The organism is Longimicrobiaceae bacterium (assembly GCA_035936415.1).
Lineage (GTDB): Bacteria > Gemmatimonadota > Gemmatimonadetes > Longimicrobiales > Longimicrobiaceae > JAFAYN01.
Window position 1 is genome coordinate 1 of record DASYWD010000030.1, and the last position, 19,455, is coordinate 19,455.

Here is a 19,455-nt window from a genome sequence, read left to right on the forward strand (position 1 = left end):
GCATCCCGCCTGTGCTCCGTACCAGCCTTGCCTCCTCTGTTACGCCTCCCGCGGAGCCGCCGCTGCGTGCCCTCTCCACGGCCAATCCTGCCGTCGACTCGGTGCCGCCTCCGAAGGCCCCCTTCTTCAACAGCCTTCTAATCAATCCGCATGTCTTCCACGAAGCGGGAGTGCACCGTAAACCGACCCGGCTCCAGACCGAGTTCAGTTTCGGTGATCCGCATGAGAACTGCTTCCAACTCGGATCGATTCCAAGGTTCCGGATGGAAGCGGCGCGGGTTCAGCATGGCGATCTCCGCGGCGGCCTCGCCCAAAGTCTCCACGCCACCAAACCAGCCCAAGAGTCGGTTCTGGCGCTTGAGCTTCGGCCAGTTTTCGCAGTCCAGCCTCCGCTGCATGTCAGCCCACTGCTCGGAAGCGTCCGGCCCAAAGAGTTCCACGATGAGAGTGCGGGGCGAAACGGTGTTGCGCGAGTGCGGCTGACGGGTGACCATGTAGTTCCGAAACTGATAGAAGGCACGAGCGGACAAACAGGCGAACCGGCTGTCGTGGCTCTCCCCAAGGCGAGGGAGTAAGAAGTCTACCACGTCCTGGGGAGTCCGCATGCGGGCCGCCTCCTCATCGGAGATGTCGACCCTGAACGCGGACTCGTACGTCATCACCAGCTCGACGGCATCCAGACCCATGGAAGGCTCCCGTATCTCAGGTAGTCACGATACGAGCCGCAGACCAGCGCGCCTAACGCCCTCAAGTTCAGGTGCGTGCGGCCAAACTGCAATTCCGGGACACTGTGACTGGCGGTGCGCTCACCAGGCGTGAAAGTATCGCCGGCCGCACGTCTCCTGCAACGCAATCGTTAGGCGGGACGGCGCCGAGGATGCGGCCGTGACTGGGGGCCGTCAACCGGCCGCGCGGCGCCGGAGCTGAAGGGAGCACGCGTGCCCGGGAGCGCCCCGGAGGACGTGCTTTGCTCCAGAGCCGTGGCGGACGCGGGCGATTGTCGCCCAGCGGCCGAGAACGACGATGCTGACGACCCATTGCCGACCGCACGCAAATGGCTGCGGAAACGCGCGCGCGAGAAGCTCACCCGGCGCTCCCGGGTGCGCGGCTGGATGCCGGATCCGGCGCCGCCTAACGCCCCAGTTCAGCTGCGTGGCCGCCGACCGCGGGCGAGACGGCTTCCGCTCCGCTCAATGGTGAGGGAGAGCGGATCACCGTCATGCGTGACGGGCCACGTCTGCTGCAACGACTCGTTGGGCGGCTGGCTCATGGCAGCTAGTGGTCTGAGTTGTAAGTCACGTATCAGTATGGCCTGGGTGGTGCGAGGGCGAGCATGGTCCCATACTGGAGGGAGCCATGCCTCGAGGACCTCGCCCCACCCCGCTCTCTCTCTCGGAGTCTGACCGAGAGGCACTTCTCCGCCTTGCGCGTCGCCCCAAGACGGCGCAGGCGCTCGCCCTTCGTGCCCGCATCGTGCTCGCGTGCGCGGAGCATCCCGACGCCTCCCATGGCCAGATCGCGCGTGAACTGGGGGTGCACCGAGCCACGGTGGGCGTCTGGCGCAAGCGCTTCGCCGAGCGCGGGCTGGAGGGCCTGCTGGACGAGCCGCGCCCCGGAGCTCCGCGCACGATCACGGACGAAGACGTCGAGCGCGTGCTGACGCTGACGCTGGAGAGCCAGCCCACGGATGCGACGCACTGGAGTACGCGGGGCATGGCGCGGGCATCGGGCATGAGCCAGACGGCGATCAGCCGCATCTGGCGAGCCTTCGGGCTGCAGCCGCATCGCAGCGAGACGTTCAAGCTCTCCAAGGACCCGCTTTTCATCGAGAAGGTCCGCGACATCGTCGGGCTCTACCTCGCTCCGCCGGATCGGGCACTGGTGCTCTGCCTCGACGAGAAGCCGCAGATCCAAGCGCTGGAGCCGACAGCTCCGGTGCTGCCGATGCAGCCTGGACAGGTGGAGCGGAAGACGCACGACTACATCCGCCACGGTACGCTCGACCTCTTCGCAGCGCTGGACGTCAAGGCGGGCACTGTGATCGCAGAGTGCCAGCCGAGGCACAGGAGCGTGGAGTTCCGGCACTTCCTGGACAGCATCGACCAGAACGTCCCGTCGGAACTGGAGGTGCACCTGGTCCTGGATAACTCCTCGATCCATAAGACCGCGCTCATTCGGGACTGGCTGGTCAAGCGCCCACGCTACCACATCCACTTCACTCCGACCACCGCATCCTGGCTCAACCTGGTCGAAGTCTGGTTCGCACTCCTGACTTCCAAGCAGCTCAAGCGTGGGGTTCACCCCAGCATCGACGCCCTGGAGCAGGCGATTCATCGGTACGTGGGTGCCACGAACGAACACCCCAAGCCTTTCGTCTGGACCAGGACCGCTGACGAGATTCTGCAGAGCGTCGCACGCTTCTGCCAGAGGATCTCTAACTCAGACCACTAGAAGACGAATGGCAGTACGCCTGTCAGGATAATGAACACCACCCAAAACGCGCGGGTTGAGAGACTTACATAGCGCGCCCGATTTCGGTTGAGGTGATGCTCCCACCCCAGTTGCTCCGGACGACTGTCTGCGACTTGTTCCTCAATCACGGCGAGATACTCCCCGATTACCTTTACCTGATTCCTCAGGTCGAGGTTTCGTAGAAGACCGAGTACGGCTATTCCCACCGGCACGAACCAAAGTGCGGACAGCCGGGGTGGGGCGTCCTGAAGGCCGTTGAGCCAGGCGTAGTACGCCGCTGCGGCGCCCACAGCATACACCTGCGTTGCCCTTGCTGCTTCCAGCTTCGCAAGCAGCTCAGTCCGAAGCGATCGGTACTCCTCGAGAGTGAATGCTGTCGGTTCTGGCATCCGGTTGCCGTCGAGAGAGAATGCGTGTCTGGCCGCCTAACGCCCTCAAGCTCAGGCGCGGGCAGCCGAATGTGAACTTACGCCGAAGTGCGACTGGCGTTCAAGGCACCAGCCGGTACCAGGGTCGCCGGCTGCACGTCTCCTGCAGCGCATTCGTTAGGCAGCAGGAGGATCGGACTGAAACGGAGTTCGACTTGGACACCAGCACCGGACCTGCTGGCGATACCGCTCGTACTCAGCCCCGAAGTGAGTCGAAAGATCCTCCTCCTCCACGGGGCGCGCGACATACTGCCAGATGAAGGTACCCAGGAGCACATATCCGAGGACCAGAGCCGAACCCGTATAGAGGCTGACGCTCACACCCTGCCCGAGGCCAGCAATCGCCATCGGGTTGCGCACGAATGCATAAGGGCCGCGAACGACCAGTGCCCGGGGACTGTCCAGGGGAAGAGGGGTGCCCTGCCCGAATCGTGACATGGTATAGCCGCTCCACAGCCCCACCGCACTGAATGCTAGGAAAAGAGCAGCCGCAGTAGCCTTCTGGAAGGGGAACGCGACCAGCGGGATCCCGACTCGCTCTTGAAGCTCCACGAGGACCGCAGGCACTACGAAGAGCAAGACTCCCCAGAAAATCACGATCTGGACAACGGTTTTGGTGAGATTCCTACCTACCGAGCCGGGCCGAGCTTGGCGAAGTAGGCGCCGACTCTGAGGGATGAGGGCAAGGGTGAGCACGAGCGACAGCAGCATGGCAGGAGCCATGAGCACGACGCTCAGCCAGCCACCATTTGTGATCAGGGCTCCAGCCAGGCAGTAGAGCGTTGCATAGCTGACGCTTCCCGTAACGAACCAGAGAGCGTACGGGAGGAGGGCACTTCTGCGGAAGGACCAAACACTCGCGGCCAAAGAGCCCCCAGCCAGTAAGACGAGGTCGGGAAGCCAGAACGCGAGGAGCGCGGTTTCGGAGCGGACGTCGAGTTGAAAAGGGATGCGGTACTCGGGATGGAGCCACAAGAGAGCCCACCAGCCGACGACCCCGCCTGCTTGGAGGAGGAAGTAGATGCCGGCTACTTGGGAGAGATTGGACACGCTTCGATTGTGAATAGGGCTGTCGCTGCCTAACGCCCTCAAGCTCAGGTGCGTGCGGCCAAACTGCAATCCCGGGGCGCGGCGACTGGCGCTCTGCTCACCAGGCATGAAAGCATGTCTGGCCGCACGTCTCCTGCAGCGCAATCGTTAGGCGCGGGGGGCCCAGAGTATCGCTATTGCACGATCCGGCCACTGCGGAGGAATGCGAAAGCGCCAGATACCAAAAGCCCAGCTACGAAAAGTAGGATGGCCAGGCCGAGCAGGTACCGGCGTACCATGTTGGCTCTATTCCTACTCCGCCACCGCAGACCCTTACCATCTTCCTTCTGTAAACTCTGGGCCCACCTTTCATAAAACCGCGCATCGGCTCCCCAGGCAAGAAGTCCAGCAAACGCGGCGGCACCCAGCAGAATGAGAGCGAGCAGGGCCGTTGTTCGTTCTCCAGGCGTGATCGCCGGCTCCAACTTCCCTGTGAGGGTGAAGAAGTACGTGCCAACGCCGGCTGTCGCCAATGTGACGAGTAGTTTTAGGAGATCGAATGCCGAGGTGCGGGAACGATCATAGAGCAACTGTAGATCGAGTCGAACACGGTCATCGGTTGGGTCGAGATCGCTCATAGCTACAGGTCGTTGGTTGAATTTGCTGGTGCCGCATCTACACTGGGCAAGGTCATGCGCGGACGGGTGCGTGACAGGATGTCAGGTCCGGCGCGCCTAACGCCCTCAAGTTCAGGCGCGTGCGGCCAAACTGCAACTCCGGGACACGGTGACTGGCGGTCCGGTCACCAGGCGAGAAAGCATCGCCGGCCGCATGTCGCCTGCAACGCAATCGTTAGGCGGCGGGAGACGGACCAGGAACTTCCGGCCTATGCTGTGCCGGCGGCAACTTGGGACCCACGTGGCTGTGATACCGATGATGTTCAGGGCTCCAGTCGAAGAAGATACCGCCCCGATCCCGCTGGATCACCTCGATATCTTGGGAGGTGAGCGTAACGCGGAACTCCTTCAGCTTGAGAATGCGGCGGCCACTCACAATCGCGCCGAAGACTTGAATGGCGTACTCGCCCGGTATCAGGTCGAAACGGGTACCGTCGGCCGGCAAGAGGAAGTGATGATTACAACTGACACCGCTCTCGCTGATATACAGGCCGCTGCCGCGAGATAGTTCACTCTCTCCAAGCACCCAGACATTGAACGTCTGAGCGGACTCACCCCGGAGAACCTTCACAAACATGCTCTCCAAGATATGGCCGCGCTCCCCACTGCTATACAGCATCGTACGCAAGTAGACTTTGGGCGTGCTGATATCGCCATCTGAGCCGAGGTAGACCAGCGCTGGCTGCGTCATGTAGACGTTGCCGCGGCGCCACGCCGTCAGCCAGGCGGTTAGGGCCGAAACCACCAGGGCGAAGCCAGAGATCACGATTGCGATAGTGTCGGTCATGGGGGCGCCCATCAATACACGCTGTTGATTGCGGTGAGCTGCTTTGTATCTGCACCGGGAGGAGGTCGCGCGCAAGTAGGCGCACGACAGGAGCCCTGCTGGCCAGCCGCCTAACTACTGTTTAGGCCGAAGAAGATCCAGATAACACGCAGGAAGCCAAGGTCCCAAGCCTCGCCGTCGGGATACGTTCCGGGTCTCCTGGCGCGGAGCGGCCTGGAATCGGTTCCAGATAAGGCGCGAGCACCGCACCGCCCCGCGCCGGCCGCATCTACTTGCTGCTACCGGGCCTCCTGCTCCTGTTCGGATCCCACAGAACAGATTATGTGGAGTTCTCTTCCGCATATTCGGTCGTGGGACGGATTATGCGACAGCGGGCAACATCGATCTGCCGCAGTATACGACGCCCTGCCCTGCACGAACAAGACGTTCCGTCCCGCCCGGGTTCCTTGGCCAGGTCGTGCGTATCCTCCTTCTGATCGGCGCGCCAGGGCACTCCGTTTCGAGCGTCGTAGCGCAGCTTATCGGCCATTCCAAACTGGTGCACCGGGCGCACCGATGTTTCCCCCACCTCGGACCCATGGAGGCCCCGATGCTCCGGACCGGCAAGCACCTCTCCATCCGGCTCATTCTCGCCGCCCTCGCCATCGCCGGGTGCGAGCGCACCACGCCCACGGAGCTGGAGGCGCGGGCGTCGGCGACGGCCACCCGCCACCCGATCCTGTTCGTGCACGGGTGGCAGGGGAACGCTCGCAGTGGGACGTGATGATCTCGCGCTTCAAGGCGGACGGCTGGACCGACGCCGAGCTCAGCGCGTGGTCGTACAACACCAGCCAGTCGAACGCCACCACCGCGGCCGAGGTCTCCGCGCTCAGCGGAAGGCCGAGATCCCGGTGATCTCCCGGCCCACGATCAGCGCCTGCACCGAGTCGGTCCCCTCGTAGGTGTAGACCGCCTCCATGTCCATCCAGTGCCGGGCGACGTGGTGGTCCAGCAGGATCCCGTTCCCGCCCAGCATCTCCCGCGCCTCGGCGACCACCCAGCGCGCCTTCTTCGCGGTGGTCATCTTCGCCAGCGACGCCATCCCGTCCGTCATGCGCCCCTCCGCGGCCAGGCGGCTCAGCCGAAGGCAGAGCATCTGCATGGAGGTGATCTCGGCCAGCATGTTCGCCAGCTTGTGCTGCACGAGCTGGAAGGAGGCGATCGGCTTCCCGAACTGCACCCGCTCCTTCGCGTAGACGAGCGCCGCCTCGTACGCCGCCACCGCGTGGCCGATGGCCGTCCACCCCACGCCGTAGCGAGTGGTGGAGAGCACCCGCGTGGTGTCCTTGAAGGTCCGGGCGTGCGCGAGCCGGTTCGCGGCGGGGATGCGCACCCCGTCCAGGTGGACGTCCGCCTGCCAGACGGCGCGCTTGGAGGTCTTCCCGGTCATCACCTCGGCGTGGTAGCCGGGGGTGCCCTTCTCCACCAGGAACCCGCCCACGCTCCCCTCGTCGTCGCGCGCCCAGACGACGACCACGTCCGCGAACGAGGCGTTGCCGATCCAGCGCTTCCGCCCCTCCAGCACGTACTCGCCGCCCTCGCGCCGCGCGCGGGTCTCCAGCGACACCACGTCCGAGCCGTGCTCGGGCTCGGTGAGCGCGAACGCGCCGATCGCCTCCAGCCGCGCCATGGAGGGGAGCCAGTGCTCCTTCTGCTCCTCCGAGCCCAGGAGGTAGATGGACTGCATGGCGAGCCCGGAGTGCACGCCGAAGAAGGTCACGACGCTCCCGTCGCCGCGGGCCAGCTCCATGCGCACCATGCTGTCCGCCATGATGCTGAGCCCCGGCGCCCCGTAGCCGCGGATGGTCCCGCCGATCACGCCCAGCTCCGCCAGCTTCGGTACCAGGAAGGCGGGAAACTCCGCGCGGTCCACGTACTCGCCGATCACGGGGACGACCTCCCGGTCGCAAAAGTCGCGCACCCGGTCGCGGACGGCGAGCTCCTCGGGGGTGAGGAGCTCGTCCATGAGGTAGTAGTCGGTGCCCCGGGAGAGGCCCAGCTCGAGCGGCACGGCGGGCCTCAGCCGTAGACCTCGAAGATGCCGGCCGCGCCCATCCCGCCGCCCACGCACATCGTCACCAGCCCCACCCCGCCGCCGCGGCGGCCCAGCTCGTGGATGAGCTGCGTGGAGAGCTTGGCGCCGGTGGCCCCCAGCGGGTGCCCCAGCGCGATGGCGCCGCCGTTCACGTTGGTCCGGTCCTCGGGCATGTCCAGCTCGCGCATGACGCCCAGGACCTGCGCCGCGAACGCCTCATTCAGCTCGATCAGGTCCACGTCGCCCAGCGCCATCCCGGCGCGCCGGAGCGCCTTCGGCACGGCCTTCACGGGCGCGATCCCCATGATGTCCGGGTCCACGCCGCTGGTGGCGAAGGTGACGAAGCGGGCCAGGGGCCGCACGCCGAGCGCGTCCGCCTTCTGGCGGTTCATCAGCACCAGCGCGCCCGCGCCGTCCGAGTACGGCGACGCGTTCCCGGCGGTGACGGTGCCGTCCACCTTGAAGGCCGGACGCAGCTTCGCGAGCTTCTCGAGCGAGGTGTCGGGGCGCACCAGCTCGTCCTGCCGGAAGACGACCTCCTCCGTTCTCCGGGCGGTCCCCTCCCAGCGGTCGCGCTCCACGGTGATCGGCACGATCTCCGCGTCGAAGCGCCCCTCGCCGAGCGCGCGCGCCGCGCGCTGGTGGCTGCGCAGCGCCCACGCGTCCTGGTCCTCCCGGTTCACCTTCCAGCGCTCGGCCACCCGCTCGGCCGTGAACCCCATCCCGATGTAGGCGTCGTCCAGCTCCGGGTGCAGCTCCTTGTGGAAGCCGCCCATGGGGATCTGGCTCATCATCTCGATCCCGCCCGCCACCACGGCGTCCGCCATCCCGGTCATGATGGCCTGCGCTCCCATGGCGATGGTCTGCAGCCCGGAGGAGCAGAAGCGGTTCACGGTGGTGCCGGAGACCTCCACCGGGAAGCCGGCGTGCAGCAGCGCCAGCCGCGCGACGTTCGCGCCCTGCGGCCCCTCCGGCGTCGCGCACCCCCACAGCACGTCGTCCAGCTCCGCCGGATCGATCCCGGCGGCCTCGACGGCGCCCCTCATCACCGCGGCGGACACGTCCACCGGGTGCACGGTGGCGAGCGCGCCGTCCTCCTTCCCCCTGCCGACCGCGCTGCGGACGGCGCTGACGATCACGGCCTCTTGCATGCTTCTCTCCCGGTGCGCGTTCTCGAAGGGTCAGTTGCGGAGCGGCTTTCCGGTCTTGAGCGTGTGGGCGATCCGCTCCTGCGTCTTCTCGGTGCCGAGCAGCCGGAGGAAGCCCTCGCGCTCCAGGTCGAGCACGTCCTGCTCCGTCACCTCGCGCGGGCTGCCGTCGCCCCCGCAGAGGACGTAGGCGACCTCGTTGGCGATCTGCACCTCGTGGTCCGTGATCTGCCCGGCCTCGCGGAGCGCCCAGATCCCGTAGCGCAGGTTCCCGAGCGCCTTCTTTCCCAGGGCGGTGACGGTGCGCGGGAGCGGGGCCGTGTAGCCGGGCGCCAGGTCCAGCACCCGGGCCTTCGCGTCGGCGAGGAGGTGGTGCCGGCCCATGCTGATCCGGTCGCACTCCCGCAGGAAGCCCATGCGGCGGGCCTCCAGCGCGCTCGCGCTCGTCTTCGCCAGGGCGATCAGCCCGAAGGCGCGCCGCACCGCCTCGAAGGGGTCGGCGTCCTCGTACGGCTGCAGGTCGGCGGTGAAGCGGAAGAGGAGCTCCTTGGTGCCCCCGCCCGCGGGGAGCAGCCCCACGCCCGTCTCCACCAGGCCGGTGTAGAGCTCGGCGTGCGCCTGCACCCGGTCCGCGTGGAGCGTCATCTCGGCGCCCCCGCCCAGCGCGAGGCCGAAGGGGGCGACCACCACCGGGAAGGAGGCGCGGCGGATGGACAGGATGGTGTCCTGGAAGGCCCGGACGCTGCGGTCCAGCTCCTCCCACCGCCCCTCCTTCGCGGCGCCCAGGGTGGCGACCAGGTTGGCGCCCGCGCTGAAGGCACGCGCGTCCTCGTGCCCGATCACCAGCCCGGCGCGGTCCTCGCCCGCCACGCGCTCAAGGGCGGTGTGCAGCATCCGCAGCACCCCTTCGCCCAGGGTGCCCAACTTAGAGCGGAACTCCAGCAGCGCCACGCCGTCGCCCAGGTCGAGTAGCGCGGCCTCCGCGCCCTCCTCCAGCACCCGCCCGTCGCGGCCGAGCGCGGCGAGCGAGATCCGGCCCGGCGCCTCCGGCGTCGGGACCACGCTCCCGTCGAAGGCGACGTGACCGTCCTCGCGGTAGAAGGCGGGGCCGGCCCGGCGCAGCAGCTCCGGCTCCGGGAGCCCCTCGGCCGCGATCAGCTCGCGCACGCGGTCCAGCCCCACGGCGTCCATCTGCCGGAACGGGCCCCGCTCGAAGGCGAAGCCCCACTCCAGGGCGCGGTCCACCGCCACGACGTCGTAGGCCAGCTCCGGCGCCTTCTCCAGGGTGTAGTGCCAGGTGCGCGCGTAGAGCGCCCGGGCGAAGGCGCCGTACTTCCCCGGGAGCTCCAGGACGCCGCGCACCCGCTCGGCGAGCGGCTTCCCCTGCAGCTCCGCGACGCCCGGGATCTCGGGCTTCTCCTGCGGCCGGTACTCGCCCGTCTTCCAGTCCAGCGTCCGGATCTGCTTCCCCTCCTTCGTGTAGAAGCCGGCCCCGGTCTTCTCGCCCAGGCGCCCCTGCGCGACCAGGTCGCTCACCCACTCCGGCATGGCGAAGTCCTCGCCCGTGGCCTGCGACAGTCCCTCGCGCACGTGCTTGAGGATGTCGAGCCCGGAGAGATCGGCGGTGCGGAAGGTCGCGGACTTGGGTCGGCCCACCAGCGGGCCGTTGAGGGTGTCGACCTCGTCGATCGTGAGGTCGTGCTCCTCCATGAGCCGCATGGTCTGCACGCTCCCGTACACGCCCAGGCGGTTGGCGATGAAGCCGGGGACGTCCTTCGCCAGCACGGTCCCCTTCCCCAGCACCCGCTCCCCGAACTCCCGGATGGCGCGGATCGTGGCGGGGTCGGTGTCCGGGGTGCGGATGACCTCCAGCAGGTGGAGGTAGCGCACGGGGTTGAAGAAGTGTGTCCCCAGGAAGCGGCGGCGGAAGCCCTCGCCGCGCCCCTCCACCAGGGTCCGCATGGGGATCCCGGAGGTGTTGGTGGCGACGACGGCGTGGGGGGGGAGGAGCTCCTCCAGGCGCGCGTAGAGCGCCTGCTTGGGACCGGGCTGCTCGACGATGGCCTCCACGATCCAGTCGCACCCGGCCAGCTTCTCCAGGTCGTCCTCGGTGTTCCCGGTCTCCACCAGGCGGGCGCGGTCCGGGTCCATGAAGGCGGCGGGCTTCGCCTTCAGCGCCCGCTCCAGCCCCTTCCGCGCGGGGCCGTTCCGGTCCCCTTCGCCGCCGGGGACGTCCAGGAGCACCACGGGTACGCCGGCCGAAGCCGCCAGCGCCGCGATCCCGCTCCCCATCGTACCCGCGCCCACCACCCCAATCTTTCGGATTCGCATACGCTGCCGGTTCGCCTGGTTGATGGTTGCGCCCGATGCGGCACCGCCGACGGGAACGTGGACCGGCACCGAACGGTGTTCGGCTGGAATACACGATATACGTCGCCGGGCCACCCTGGACAAGGGGAACCGACGGAAGCCCCCCGACGGACGTGCCGTCGGGGGGCTTCACCACCTGCTGCTCTGGGCCGGCTCAGGGAGCCGGCGGACCGCTCACAGCTTCATGCTGAGCTTCGCGACCACCCGCCGCCCGAACGACTCTCCGCCGTAGATGTCCTGGTAGCGCCGGTCGCCGAGGTTCTGGACCAGCACGGAGCCGGAGAGGCCGCGCCACAGGTCCGCCGCGGCGTTCAGGTGGAAGATACCGCCGGCGGGGAGGACCGTGGGGTGGCCGTAGGGGCTGGCCGTGGACACGAGCCCGGTGTAGTCGGCCTCGCTGAGATGGTGGTAGGTCAGGTTCACCCACACCGGGCGGAGCGGACGGACGCCGACCTCCGCGTTCACCTTGTGCTCCGGGGCGGTGAGGACGCGCATGCCCTTCGCGTTCTCCAGATCCAGGTAGGCGTAGTTGGCCTGGAACCGCAGCCACTCCGCCGGGAGCACCACCGCCCCGAGCTCGCCGCCCCGCGCGTTCCCTCCCGCCACGCTGGTGAACTCTCCGCGGACGGGGATCGGCGTCCCGTTCGGGAGATGGATGAAGTCGGTCATCTGGAAGCGGACCGCGTTGTCGTACCGGTTGACGAAGAGGTCCGCCGTCAGCGTGAGCGCCGGGTGCGGAGAGCCGATGTAGCCCATCTCGTACGAGGTGATCCCCTCCGGCCTGAGCTTCTCGCTCCCCGCGGCCTCGATCACCAGGCCACCCCCCAGCCGAAGGGGGAGCCGCATGTGGTTCTCCAGCACGGTCGGGTACCGGAAGGCCCGCCCGGCGGACGTGCGGACGGTGTGCAGCGGGGACGGGCGCACCAGCAGGGTGGCCCGTGGGCTGACCTTGCCGCCGGCCAGGGGATGGCGGTCGTAGCGGGCTCCCGCGGTCACCTCCAGCACCCGGGAGATCGACCAGATGTCCTGCACGTAGACCCCGAAGATGTTCTGGTCCGCGTGCTCGGGCATGTAGTAGTTCTCCTCCACGTGGAGGTGGTTCGCCGTCGCGCCCAGGATGCCGCGGTGCGCCCCGAGCGCGCGGCTGAGCGTCACCTCGCCCTCCGTGCGGGTGCTCTCGGTGCCGTCGAGAGCGGGGTCTCCCAGCGTCCGCGCGATGAAGTTGACCCGGCTCCGCAGCTCCGCGCCGCCGACGAGGGCGGGGAGCGTGAAGCCCAGCTGGGCATAGCGGGTCTCGAAGGGCTTGTAGGCGAACGGCTCGCCGAGCGTCCAGAACTGGATGCTCTTCCCGTCGCTCATCCCGCCCGCGAGCTCCACGTCCACGCCGCGGGCGTTGCTCCAGCCCAGGCGCAGGCTCCCCTTGTTCATCTCCGTGGAGCGCTCCAGCCGCGTCCCGTCCGCGGTGACGAACGCGGCCCCGAGGCCGGACGCCGCGGTCTGGGCGAAACCGTCGATGCGGACGGCCGCGGCGGTGTGGCGCACGGTCACGGTGGCCTGCCGCTCGCGGTGCTCCCCGGCCGCCACCGAGGAGACCACGTCGGTACCGCCGGCGGGGCGCCGGGTGGTGATGCTGATCACGCCGTCGTAGGCGTTGCCGCCGTAGAGCGCCGAGCCGGGGCCGCGCACCACTTCGATGCGTTCGACCTGCTCCAGCGCCACCTCGACCGCCTCCCACAGGGTGGTGCTGTGGATCTCGAGCGCCGTGGGACGCCCGTCCACCAGCACGAGCATCCGGGGAGACGCGGGATCGTAGGCGTTGCGCGCGCTGGCGGTGTAGGTCCCGCGCGTCTTGGCCCGCATGCTGAGGCCGGGGACCATGCGGAGGGCGTCGGGCAGGTCCACCGCGCCCATGCGGCGGATGTCCTCGGCCGTGACGACCGTGACGGCCGACGGGGCGTCGGCGATGCGCTGGGCGAACTTGGAGGCCGAGGAGACCTCCTGGTTCAGCAGCGACTCCAGGCTGATCTCGCCGGCGTCCTGCGCGTGCGCCAGCGGGGGAGCGAGCAGCGCCGCGCAGACGCAGGTGAAGAGAACGTGCGTCGACTTCATGATGGTGTACCGATGGGTGGGTGGGTGGGTGGGAGGGTACGAACGGTGAAGGAAAGCGGCGCGGCCCGTACGGCGGGCCCGCCGGTCAGACGTGGATGCGCGCGGTCTCCGCCTGGAGCTCCCGCACGATCCGGTTGAGGGCTTCTGCCGAGCGCGCGACCTCGGCGGTGGACGCGGTCTGTTCTTCGACGGTGGCGGCCATCTCGGTGGCGCTCGCCGCCTGGAGCTCTCCCAGCTCGGCCAGCTCCATGGCGCCGGCGAGCACGTGCTCCAGCGAGCTCCCCTGCTCCACCGCCAGCACGGTGATCTCCCGGACCTCGCCCGCGACCACCTCCACCTCCAGCACCACGCGCTCCAGGAGAGCGGCCGTGGAGCCGATCACCGCGACGCCGTCGGCGACCTCGGCCTCCACGTTCGCCACCGAGGCGACCGCTCCCGAGACCTTGTCGCGGATGGACTCCACCGACTCGCCGATCTCGGCGGTGTGCCGGGCGGCGGCCTCTGCGAGCTTGCGGACCTCGTCGGCCACCACGGCGAAGCCGCGGCCGTACTCGCCGGCACGGGCCGCCTCGATCGCGGCGTTCAGCGCCAGCAGGTTCGTCTGGGCGGCGATCCCCCGGATCGCGCCGACCACGGCGTCGATGCGCCCCGACAGCGCGTGCAGCTCGTCCATGGCCCGGCGCGTCTCGGCGGTGCGCTCCGAGATCCGGCTCATCTTGCCACGGGCGCGCTCCGCCACTCCGTGCCCCTCGCGGGCCGACTCCACGACCCCGGCGGCCGACCGTCCGGCCCCCGTGGCGCGCCCCCGGACCTGCTCGGCCAGCTCCGCCGTCTGGCGCGCCTGCTCGGCGTTCTCGCGCAGCCGGTCCACCTGCCGGGTGGCGTTCTCGGCCACGTGCTCGATGCTCTCGCTGAGCGCCTCGGCCGAGGCGGAGAGCTGCTCCAGCGCGATGGCGATCTCCTCGCCGCCGGCGGTCACCCCGCCGGCGGCCCGCTTGACCGAGCCCACCAGGGTGCCGGTCTCCGCCAGGAACCCGTTGATCCACCCCGCCAGCCGGCCCGGCTCGTCGCCACCGGTCTCGGGGACGCGGCGGGTCAGGTCCCACCTGCCGTCGGCGGTGACGTCCGAGACGGTCGCCACCACCAGCTGCACCGAGCGGACGATGCCGCGGGCCAGCAGCAGGGAGATGACCAGGCCGGAGAGCAGGAAGGCCAGCGACAGCACCCCCGCGAAGATCACGCTCTCCCGGACGCGCGCGCGCAGCGCGGCCGTGGACAGCTCCAGGACCACCGCGGCCTCCCCGACCGCCAGCGGCAGCGGCCGGGAGACGAAGACCGCGCCGTCCCGGCGTACCTGCGCTTCGCCCGAGAGCACCGCCTGGGGAACGGCGTCCGTGCTGGACCCCTCGCGAACCAGCGCGCGGCCGTCCTGGTAGACGGCGATCTGCACCAGCTCCGGCACCAGCGAGGCGTTCTCCCGGACGATCTGGCGCACGGTGGCCGTGTCGCCGAACTCCAGGGCGGGTGCGACGGGGCTCCCGATCAGCGCCGCCAGCCGGGCGCCCTGCTCACCCAGCCGCGTCTCGGCGCGCCGGAGCTCCTGCCACTGCCCCGCCAGGAAGACGGCCACGAACGCCACGAAGAGCAGGTCCACGGCCGCGAACCCGAGGAGAAACTTGCCGCGCAGCCCCAGGTCGGCGAACCAGCGCGAGACGGCGGCGCGCCGCTTTGGGACCGCTCCTTCGGCCGGGGTGGGCTCGTCCGGGCGCTCGGGCTCCTGCGGAGCAGGAAGTGCCGTGCCCGGAAACGGCGGCTCCACCGCGCGGAGCCGGTTGGGCGCCTTCACCTGGATCACTGCACCACCGTCGCGATCTGGAGGAGGCTGGAGGGCAGGTCGGCCCCCGCACCCCGCGCGGAGGGAAGGTTGATGACGAGCTGCGGGCGCCCGCCCGCCGTCCCCACTCCCACGGGCACGCCGCGGCGCACCCACTCCGAGTTCCCGGTCATCATCAGGGTGCGGCTGGCGCCGCCCGCGGCCACGAGCTGGTCCACGCGCGCATCCAGCCCGGCGGTCAGGTACGCGGCCACGGCCCGGTTGCGGCGCAGGGCGGCGTCCACCTGGCCGGCGGCCACGTTGATCTCCACCAGCCGGATCGTCCGGCCGTTCACGGTCGTGATCTTCCCGCCGCGCACCGCCCGGGCGAAGGCGCTCCGCGACTCGCTGGAGGCGGTGCTGGCGGCGTCGTAGAGCACCGCGACCACCACGTCACCGTCGCCGGAGCGATCGAGCGCGCGGTCGTAGGCGAGAACGCGGAGCAGGAGCGGCACCTGGACGTCGAGCGGCAGGTCGGTCTGCGCCCCGAGACGGGGAATGCAGGCCAGGAGAAGGAGCGCAGCGGCGATCGGGACGCGCAGCTTGCGAGTCGGCTTCGGCATGGGAGAGCTCGGGTGTGGCGTGGGACGGGGAAGGCGTGCTTCGGGACGGCGGCGACGGGAGAGAACAAAACGCCCGCACGCGGGGCGGCGGCTCGGGATGCGGGGAGCCGAAGCATGGGCGTGCGGGCACGCGGATGCGGAGCTTCGGCGGCCGGACGATCTCCCGGGGGAGACTCCTGGCTTTGCGGCCCCGCCTCGCGACGGGTGTGCCTTTTTCGGACTTCTGCAACAGCGCAGCGCGCTTGGACAGAGCTGTAACGTGGAGCGGGAAGATTACGGGTCTGCCCGCCGGTTGTCAAGGAGCTAAGTCATTGCCAGTTTGAGGCATAATCCATACGGTCAGAACGCCCCCACGTTGCGCGCTCCCTGGCTGCCGGGTCAGGCGGGCGGCGTCGGCGAGGGCGCCTGGATCACCCCCTCCTCCAGCCAGGCGTGCCGTCCGCCGAGCACCTCCTGCGCGACCTGGTAGGTGTAGGGGTCGTCGTTGTCGAACACCTGCGAGAAGAGCTGCTCCACCCGTCGGCGCGCCCCGCGGCAGAACAGGTCCGCGAGCTCCACGGCGCTCCGGTCGTGCGGGGTGGTCCCGGCCAGGTGCCGGGCGTAGACGCAGGCGGCGCTGATGGCGAAGAGCTCCGCGCCGACGTCCACCAGCCGGAAGAGGACCGCCTGCTTCCGCTCCAGCTTCGGCCCGAAGCGCGCCATGGCCTGCGCCAGCGTGCGCGCCAGCCTGCGCGAGGCGCGTGCCGCGAAGCGCACGTGGCCGGCCAGCTCGCCGTACTCCGCGTAGCGGGATCCGCCCACCGCCCCCGCCAGGTTCCCCCCGTACCAGGCCGCCATGTGCATCCCGAGCCCCACCGCGGCGCGCGCCCGTGCCCCCGCGGGCGCCTCCCGGTCGACGAAGGCGCCGGCCTTCTGCAGGTGCGGGTCCACCGCCTCGCGGGCGATGAAGAGGCGCATGATCTCGGAGCTCCCCTCGAAGATGCGGTTGATGCGCATCCCCCGCATCGCCTTCTCCACGGCGATGGGCGCCTCGCCGCGCGCGGCCAGCGACTCGGCGGTCTCGTAGCCCCGCCCGCCGCGGATCTGCATCGTGTCGTCCACCACCTTCCAGCCGACTTCGGAGTTGAAGAGCTTGGCGAGCGCGGCCTCCAGGCGGATGTCCAGCTTCCCGTCGTCGGCGAGCGCGGCGCAGAGCTCGGCGACGGCCTCCATGGCGAAGGTGTCGGCCGCGAGCTTCGCCAGCATCTGCGCCACCGCTTCGTGCTTCCCGATGGGGGCGCCCCACTGCCTCCGCACCGCGGCCCACTCGCGCGCCACCTTGAGGCACCACTTCCCCGTCGCGGCGCAGGTGGCCGGGAGGGTGAGGCGGCCCGTGTTCAGCGTCACCAGGGCCAGCTTGAGCCCCTTCCCCTCGCCCCAGAGGACGTTCTCCTTCGGCACCCGGACGCCGGTGAAGCGGACCACGCCGTTCTCGATGCCGCGCAGCCCCATGAACTCGCAGCGGTGGGTGACCTCGACGCCCTCCCACGCGGTCTCCACGATGAAGGCGGTGATCCCGGCGCGTCCGCCCTCCCTGCGGGGCGGCGTGCGCGCCATGACCACCAGGAACTCGGCGATGGGACCGTTGGTGCACCAGAGCTTCTCGCCGTCCAGGACGTACGCCTCGCCGTCCTCGGTGGGCACGGCGGTGGAGCCCATGCGCGCCGGGTCGCTCCCCACGTCCGACTCCGTCAGCGCGAAGGCGGACACGGCCCCGCGGGCCAGCAGCGGGAGGTACTTCGCCTTCTGCTCCGGCGTGCCGAACGTCTTCAGCGGCTGCGGCACGCCGATGGACTGGTGGGCGGAGAGGATGGTCCCGAGCGCGGGCGAGCACGACCCCGCGAGCGCCATGGCGCGGCCGTAGGTGCGCTGCGAGAGCCCCAGCCCGCCGTGCTCCCGCGGGATCTTGATCCCGAAGGCGCCCAGCCCGGCCAGCTCCCGCAGCACCTCCGGCGGGGCGTGCCCCTCCCGCTCGATGGCCGCCGCGTCCACCGTCCTCAGGTACGCCTCCAGCCGCTCCAGGAACTCCCGGCCGCGCGCCTCCTGCTCGGGGTCGCCCTGCGGGAAGGGGTCGAGCAGCTCCATGCGGAGCCTGCCCAGGAAGAGGTCGCGCACGAAGCTCGGCTTGCTCCACTCGGTCTCGCGGGCGGCCTCCGCGACGGCGCGGGCTTCCTTCTCGGTGACCTGCGCCGACGGGGCTGCGGCGGTGGGGGCGTTCATGGCTCCTCCTGGGAAGGGATCGTGGCCGCTCGTAACAGCAAGCGCACACAGAGGAAGCAGAGGAAGCAGAGGACGGCGAAGAACGGGAGGTGCCCCTCTGCTTCCTCTGCTTCCTCCGCGTGCGACCTGCCGTTGCCGTCCGTACCGAACACTGTTCGGCAGACACGATACGAATAACCCGCCGCCCCACCGCAGGCAAGGGTTTCATAGCCGGCTCTCCCGGCAGGAATCTTGTAGGCGCCTCCCGGGATGAGCGCATCCGCCCCGCCGCCCCAGGTGCTGCACACCACCGCCGGGGACTTCCCGCTGCAGGAGTACCGCCTGGGGCTGGCCGGGCGCGAGTGGACGGTGCTGCACACGGACGCGGTGCTGTCGCACGAGGACGAGCAGCGCTTCCTCCGCGAGCAGAGGGACCACCGGCCGTACGGGGTGGCCCTCTGGCCCGCGGCCATCGCCCTGGCGCACGAGGTCGCCTCCCGGCCGGAGGACTTCCGCGGGAGGACGGTTCTCGAGCTGGGCGCCGGCACGGGTCTGCCGGGGATCGTGGCCGCGTCGCTGGGGGCGCGGGTGGTGCAGACCGACCGGCACGAGGTGCCGATGTCCGTCTGCAGGCGCAACGGCGAGCGGAACGGGGTGGGGGCGATCGAGCACCGCCTGGCGGACTGGACGGACTGGCACGACGCCGGGCGGTACGACTGGATCCTGGGCTCGGACGTGCTCTACCGGGAGGCGATGCACCCGCACCTGCGCCGGATCTTCGAGGCGAACCTCGCGCCGGGGGGGCGGGTGCTGCTCACGGACCCCTTCCGGGGGACGAGCCTGGGCCTGCTGGAGGCGCTGGAGGGGGACGGCTGGACGGTGGCGCTCGCCAAGTGGAACGTGGGGGAGGAGGCGGCGCCGCGCCCCATCGGGGTCTACGAGCTGGCGCCGCCGGCATAGGATGTAGACACCACCCTCGGCCGCGGTGTCCGCGGGCTACGGAACCCGCTTGAGGCACTGCTCCCGGGGGCAGATCTCCGCCGGATCCGCGTTTCGCGCGGGGTCCGCGGTTGCGTGCATCCCCAGGCGGATGTTCCGCCCGTCGGAGTAGCGCAGCTCCAGCGTGTTGGCCTGGATCGAATAGGTCCCCGAGCCCGCGGGCCGCTGCTCGAGGACGCGCTTCCGGGCGGCGTACTCCTCGGGGCTGTCGATGTGGTGCCCCCGGATGTGGAGCCAGCCGACGCAGCCCAGGAACTCGCGCTCGGTGAAGCGGCCGTCGCGCGTGAACTCGATCGATCCCGTGTACCCGTTGTGGCAGTCGGCCTGGTAGCGCGACCCCAGCCGCAGGCCGTCGAGCCGGTCGAGACGATCGAATGCGGAAATGGCGCTCTGGCCCTGCTCGCGCGCGACCTGGTACTCCTTGGTTTCTCCGCTCGTGCTGCGCGTCCGCACCCGGTCGAGGCGGTCCCCGCTCCGGCTCTCCACCTCGTAGGTGCCGCAGCTCCGGTCCTTCCTGCCGCACCAGTAGCTCCAGTCGAAGCCGTGCATCCCCTCTTCCGGATAGCCGCCGGCGTAGTACCGGCCGTCGGGGAAGAGCGTCAGGTACTCCCTGACCAGCCCGCGCCCCCAGATGTCGCTGGCGGTCTTCACCCGCAGGTAGACGCCATTGAGCCGCTTTCCCCCGGGA

Annotated in this window: 17 protein-coding genes and 1 riboswitch; of the genes, 4 read left to right on the top strand and 13 right to left on the bottom strand. The window is 69.6% G+C overall.

The window, feature by feature from the left end:
* Positions 1-137: 137 nt before the first annotated feature.
* Positions 138-686 carry a hypothetical protein gene (locus VGR37_01150; GenBank protein ID HEV2146002.1) on the bottom strand — a complete coding sequence of 183 codons (549 nt, stop codon included), beginning with the start codon at positions 684-686 and terminating at the stop codon, positions 138-140.
* Positions 687-1,356: 670 nt separating this feature from the next.
* Between VGR37_01150 and VGR37_01155 the strand changes: the two genes are divergently transcribed.
* Positions 1,357-2,451: an IS630 family transposase gene (locus tag VGR37_01155; GenBank protein HEV2146003.1), complete on the top strand. Its 1,095-nt coding sequence runs from the start codon at positions 1,357-1,359 to the stop codon at positions 2,449-2,451.
* Here the strand turns inward: VGR37_01155 and VGR37_01160 are convergent.
* From VGR37_01160 to VGR37_01175, 4 genes are all read right to left on the bottom strand, one after another.
* Entirely contained in the window at positions 2,448-2,861 is a 414-nt protein-coding gene (locus VGR37_01160; protein ID HEV2146004.1) for a hypothetical protein, read from the bottom strand. The two genes, VGR37_01155 and VGR37_01160, sit on opposite strands and share 4 nt — an antisense overlap.
* A gap of 156 nt (positions 2,862-3,017) precedes the next feature.
* Positions 3,018-3,950, bottom strand: coding sequence for an isoprenylcysteine carboxylmethyltransferase family protein (locus VGR37_01165; protein ID HEV2146005.1), 933 nt, complete (start codon positions 3,948-3,950; stop codon positions 3,018-3,020).
* A gap of 173 nt (positions 3,951-4,123) precedes the next feature.
* Positions 4,124-4,567, bottom strand: coding sequence for a hypothetical protein (locus VGR37_01170; GenBank protein HEV2146006.1), 444 nt, complete (start codon positions 4,565-4,567; stop codon positions 4,124-4,126).
* Between the two features lie 214 nt (positions 4,568-4,781).
* Positions 4,782-5,393 (bottom strand): hypothetical protein, encoded by a 612-nt coding sequence (locus tag VGR37_01175; protein HEV2146007.1) that lies wholly within the window; start codon positions 5,391-5,393, stop codon positions 4,782-4,784.
* A gap of 589 nt (positions 5,394-5,982) precedes the next feature.
* Here VGR37_01175 and VGR37_01180 point away from each other — a divergent pair.
* Both VGR37_01180 and VGR37_01185 read left to right on the top strand, forming a co-directional pair.
* The gene (locus VGR37_01180; GenBank protein HEV2146008.1) at positions 5,983-6,156 is read left to right on the top strand and encodes a hypothetical protein; all 174 of its coding nucleotides are present in this window, start codon (positions 5,983-5,985) and stop codon (positions 6,154-6,156) included.
* Entirely contained in the window at positions 6,156-6,287 is a 132-nt protein-coding gene (locus VGR37_01185; protein ID HEV2146009.1) for a hypothetical protein, read from the top strand. The genes VGR37_01180 and VGR37_01185 overlap by 1 nt, the downstream gene beginning before the upstream one ends.
* Here the strand turns inward: VGR37_01185 and VGR37_01190 are convergent.
* The 7 genes from VGR37_01190 to VGR37_01220 all read right to left on the bottom strand — a co-directional run bounded on the left by VGR37_01190 (position 6,262) and on the right by VGR37_01220 (position 17,789).
* Entirely contained in the window at positions 6,262-7,443 is a 1,182-nt protein-coding gene (locus VGR37_01190) for an acyl-CoA dehydrogenase family protein (protein ID HEV2146010.1), read from the bottom strand. The two genes, VGR37_01185 and VGR37_01190, sit on opposite strands and share 26 nt — an antisense overlap.
* An 8-nt stretch (positions 7,444-7,451) precedes the next feature.
* A complete protein-coding gene (locus tag VGR37_01195; GenBank protein ID HEV2146011.1) occupies positions 7,452-8,618 on the bottom strand; it encodes a thiolase family protein in 1,167 nt (388 codons plus the stop codon).
* Between the two features lie 30 nt (positions 8,619-8,648).
* Positions 8,649-10,946: a 3-hydroxyacyl-CoA dehydrogenase/enoyl-CoA hydratase family protein gene (locus VGR37_01200; protein HEV2146012.1), complete on the bottom strand. Its 2,298-nt coding sequence runs from the start codon at positions 10,944-10,946 to the stop codon at positions 8,649-8,651.
* A gap of 213 nt (positions 10,947-11,159) precedes the next feature.
* Positions 11,160-13,094, bottom strand: coding sequence for a TonB-dependent receptor (locus tag VGR37_01205; protein HEV2146013.1), 1,935 nt, complete (start codon positions 13,092-13,094; stop codon positions 11,160-11,162).
* A gap of 85 nt (positions 13,095-13,179) precedes the next feature.
* Positions 13,180-14,949 carry a methyl-accepting chemotaxis protein gene (locus tag VGR37_01210; protein HEV2146014.1) on the bottom strand — a complete coding sequence of 590 codons (1,770 nt, stop codon included), beginning with the start codon at positions 14,947-14,949 and terminating at the stop codon, positions 13,180-13,182.
* Positions 14,946-15,530: a YfiR family protein gene (locus tag VGR37_01215; GenBank protein HEV2146015.1), complete on the bottom strand. Its 585-nt coding sequence runs from the start codon at positions 15,528-15,530 to the stop codon at positions 14,946-14,948. Before VGR37_01215 ends, VGR37_01210 begins: the two co-directional genes overlap by 4 nt.
* 143 nt (positions 15,531-15,673) lie before the next feature.
* Positions 15,674-15,751, bottom strand: a riboswitch (cyclic di-GMP riboswitch).
* A gap of 157 nt (positions 15,752-15,908) precedes the next feature.
* Positions 15,909-17,789, bottom strand: a complete 1,881-nt coding sequence (locus tag VGR37_01220) for an acyl-CoA dehydrogenase family protein (GenBank protein HEV2146016.1) — start codon at positions 17,787-17,789, stop codon at positions 15,909-15,911.
* A gap of 249 nt (positions 17,790-18,038) precedes the next feature.
* On the opposite strand from VGR37_01220, the gene VGR37_01225 reads away from it, so the two are divergent.
* Positions 18,039-18,728 carry a methyltransferase domain-containing protein gene (locus VGR37_01225; protein ID HEV2146017.1) on the top strand — a complete coding sequence of 230 codons (690 nt, stop codon included), beginning with the start codon at positions 18,039-18,041 and terminating at the stop codon, positions 18,726-18,728.
* 36 nt (positions 18,729-18,764) lie between these two features.
* Here the strand turns inward: VGR37_01225 and VGR37_01230 are convergent.
* The coding region (locus tag VGR37_01230; protein HEV2146018.1) for a hypothetical protein at positions 18,765-19,455 on the bottom strand (691 nt) is incomplete at its 5' end.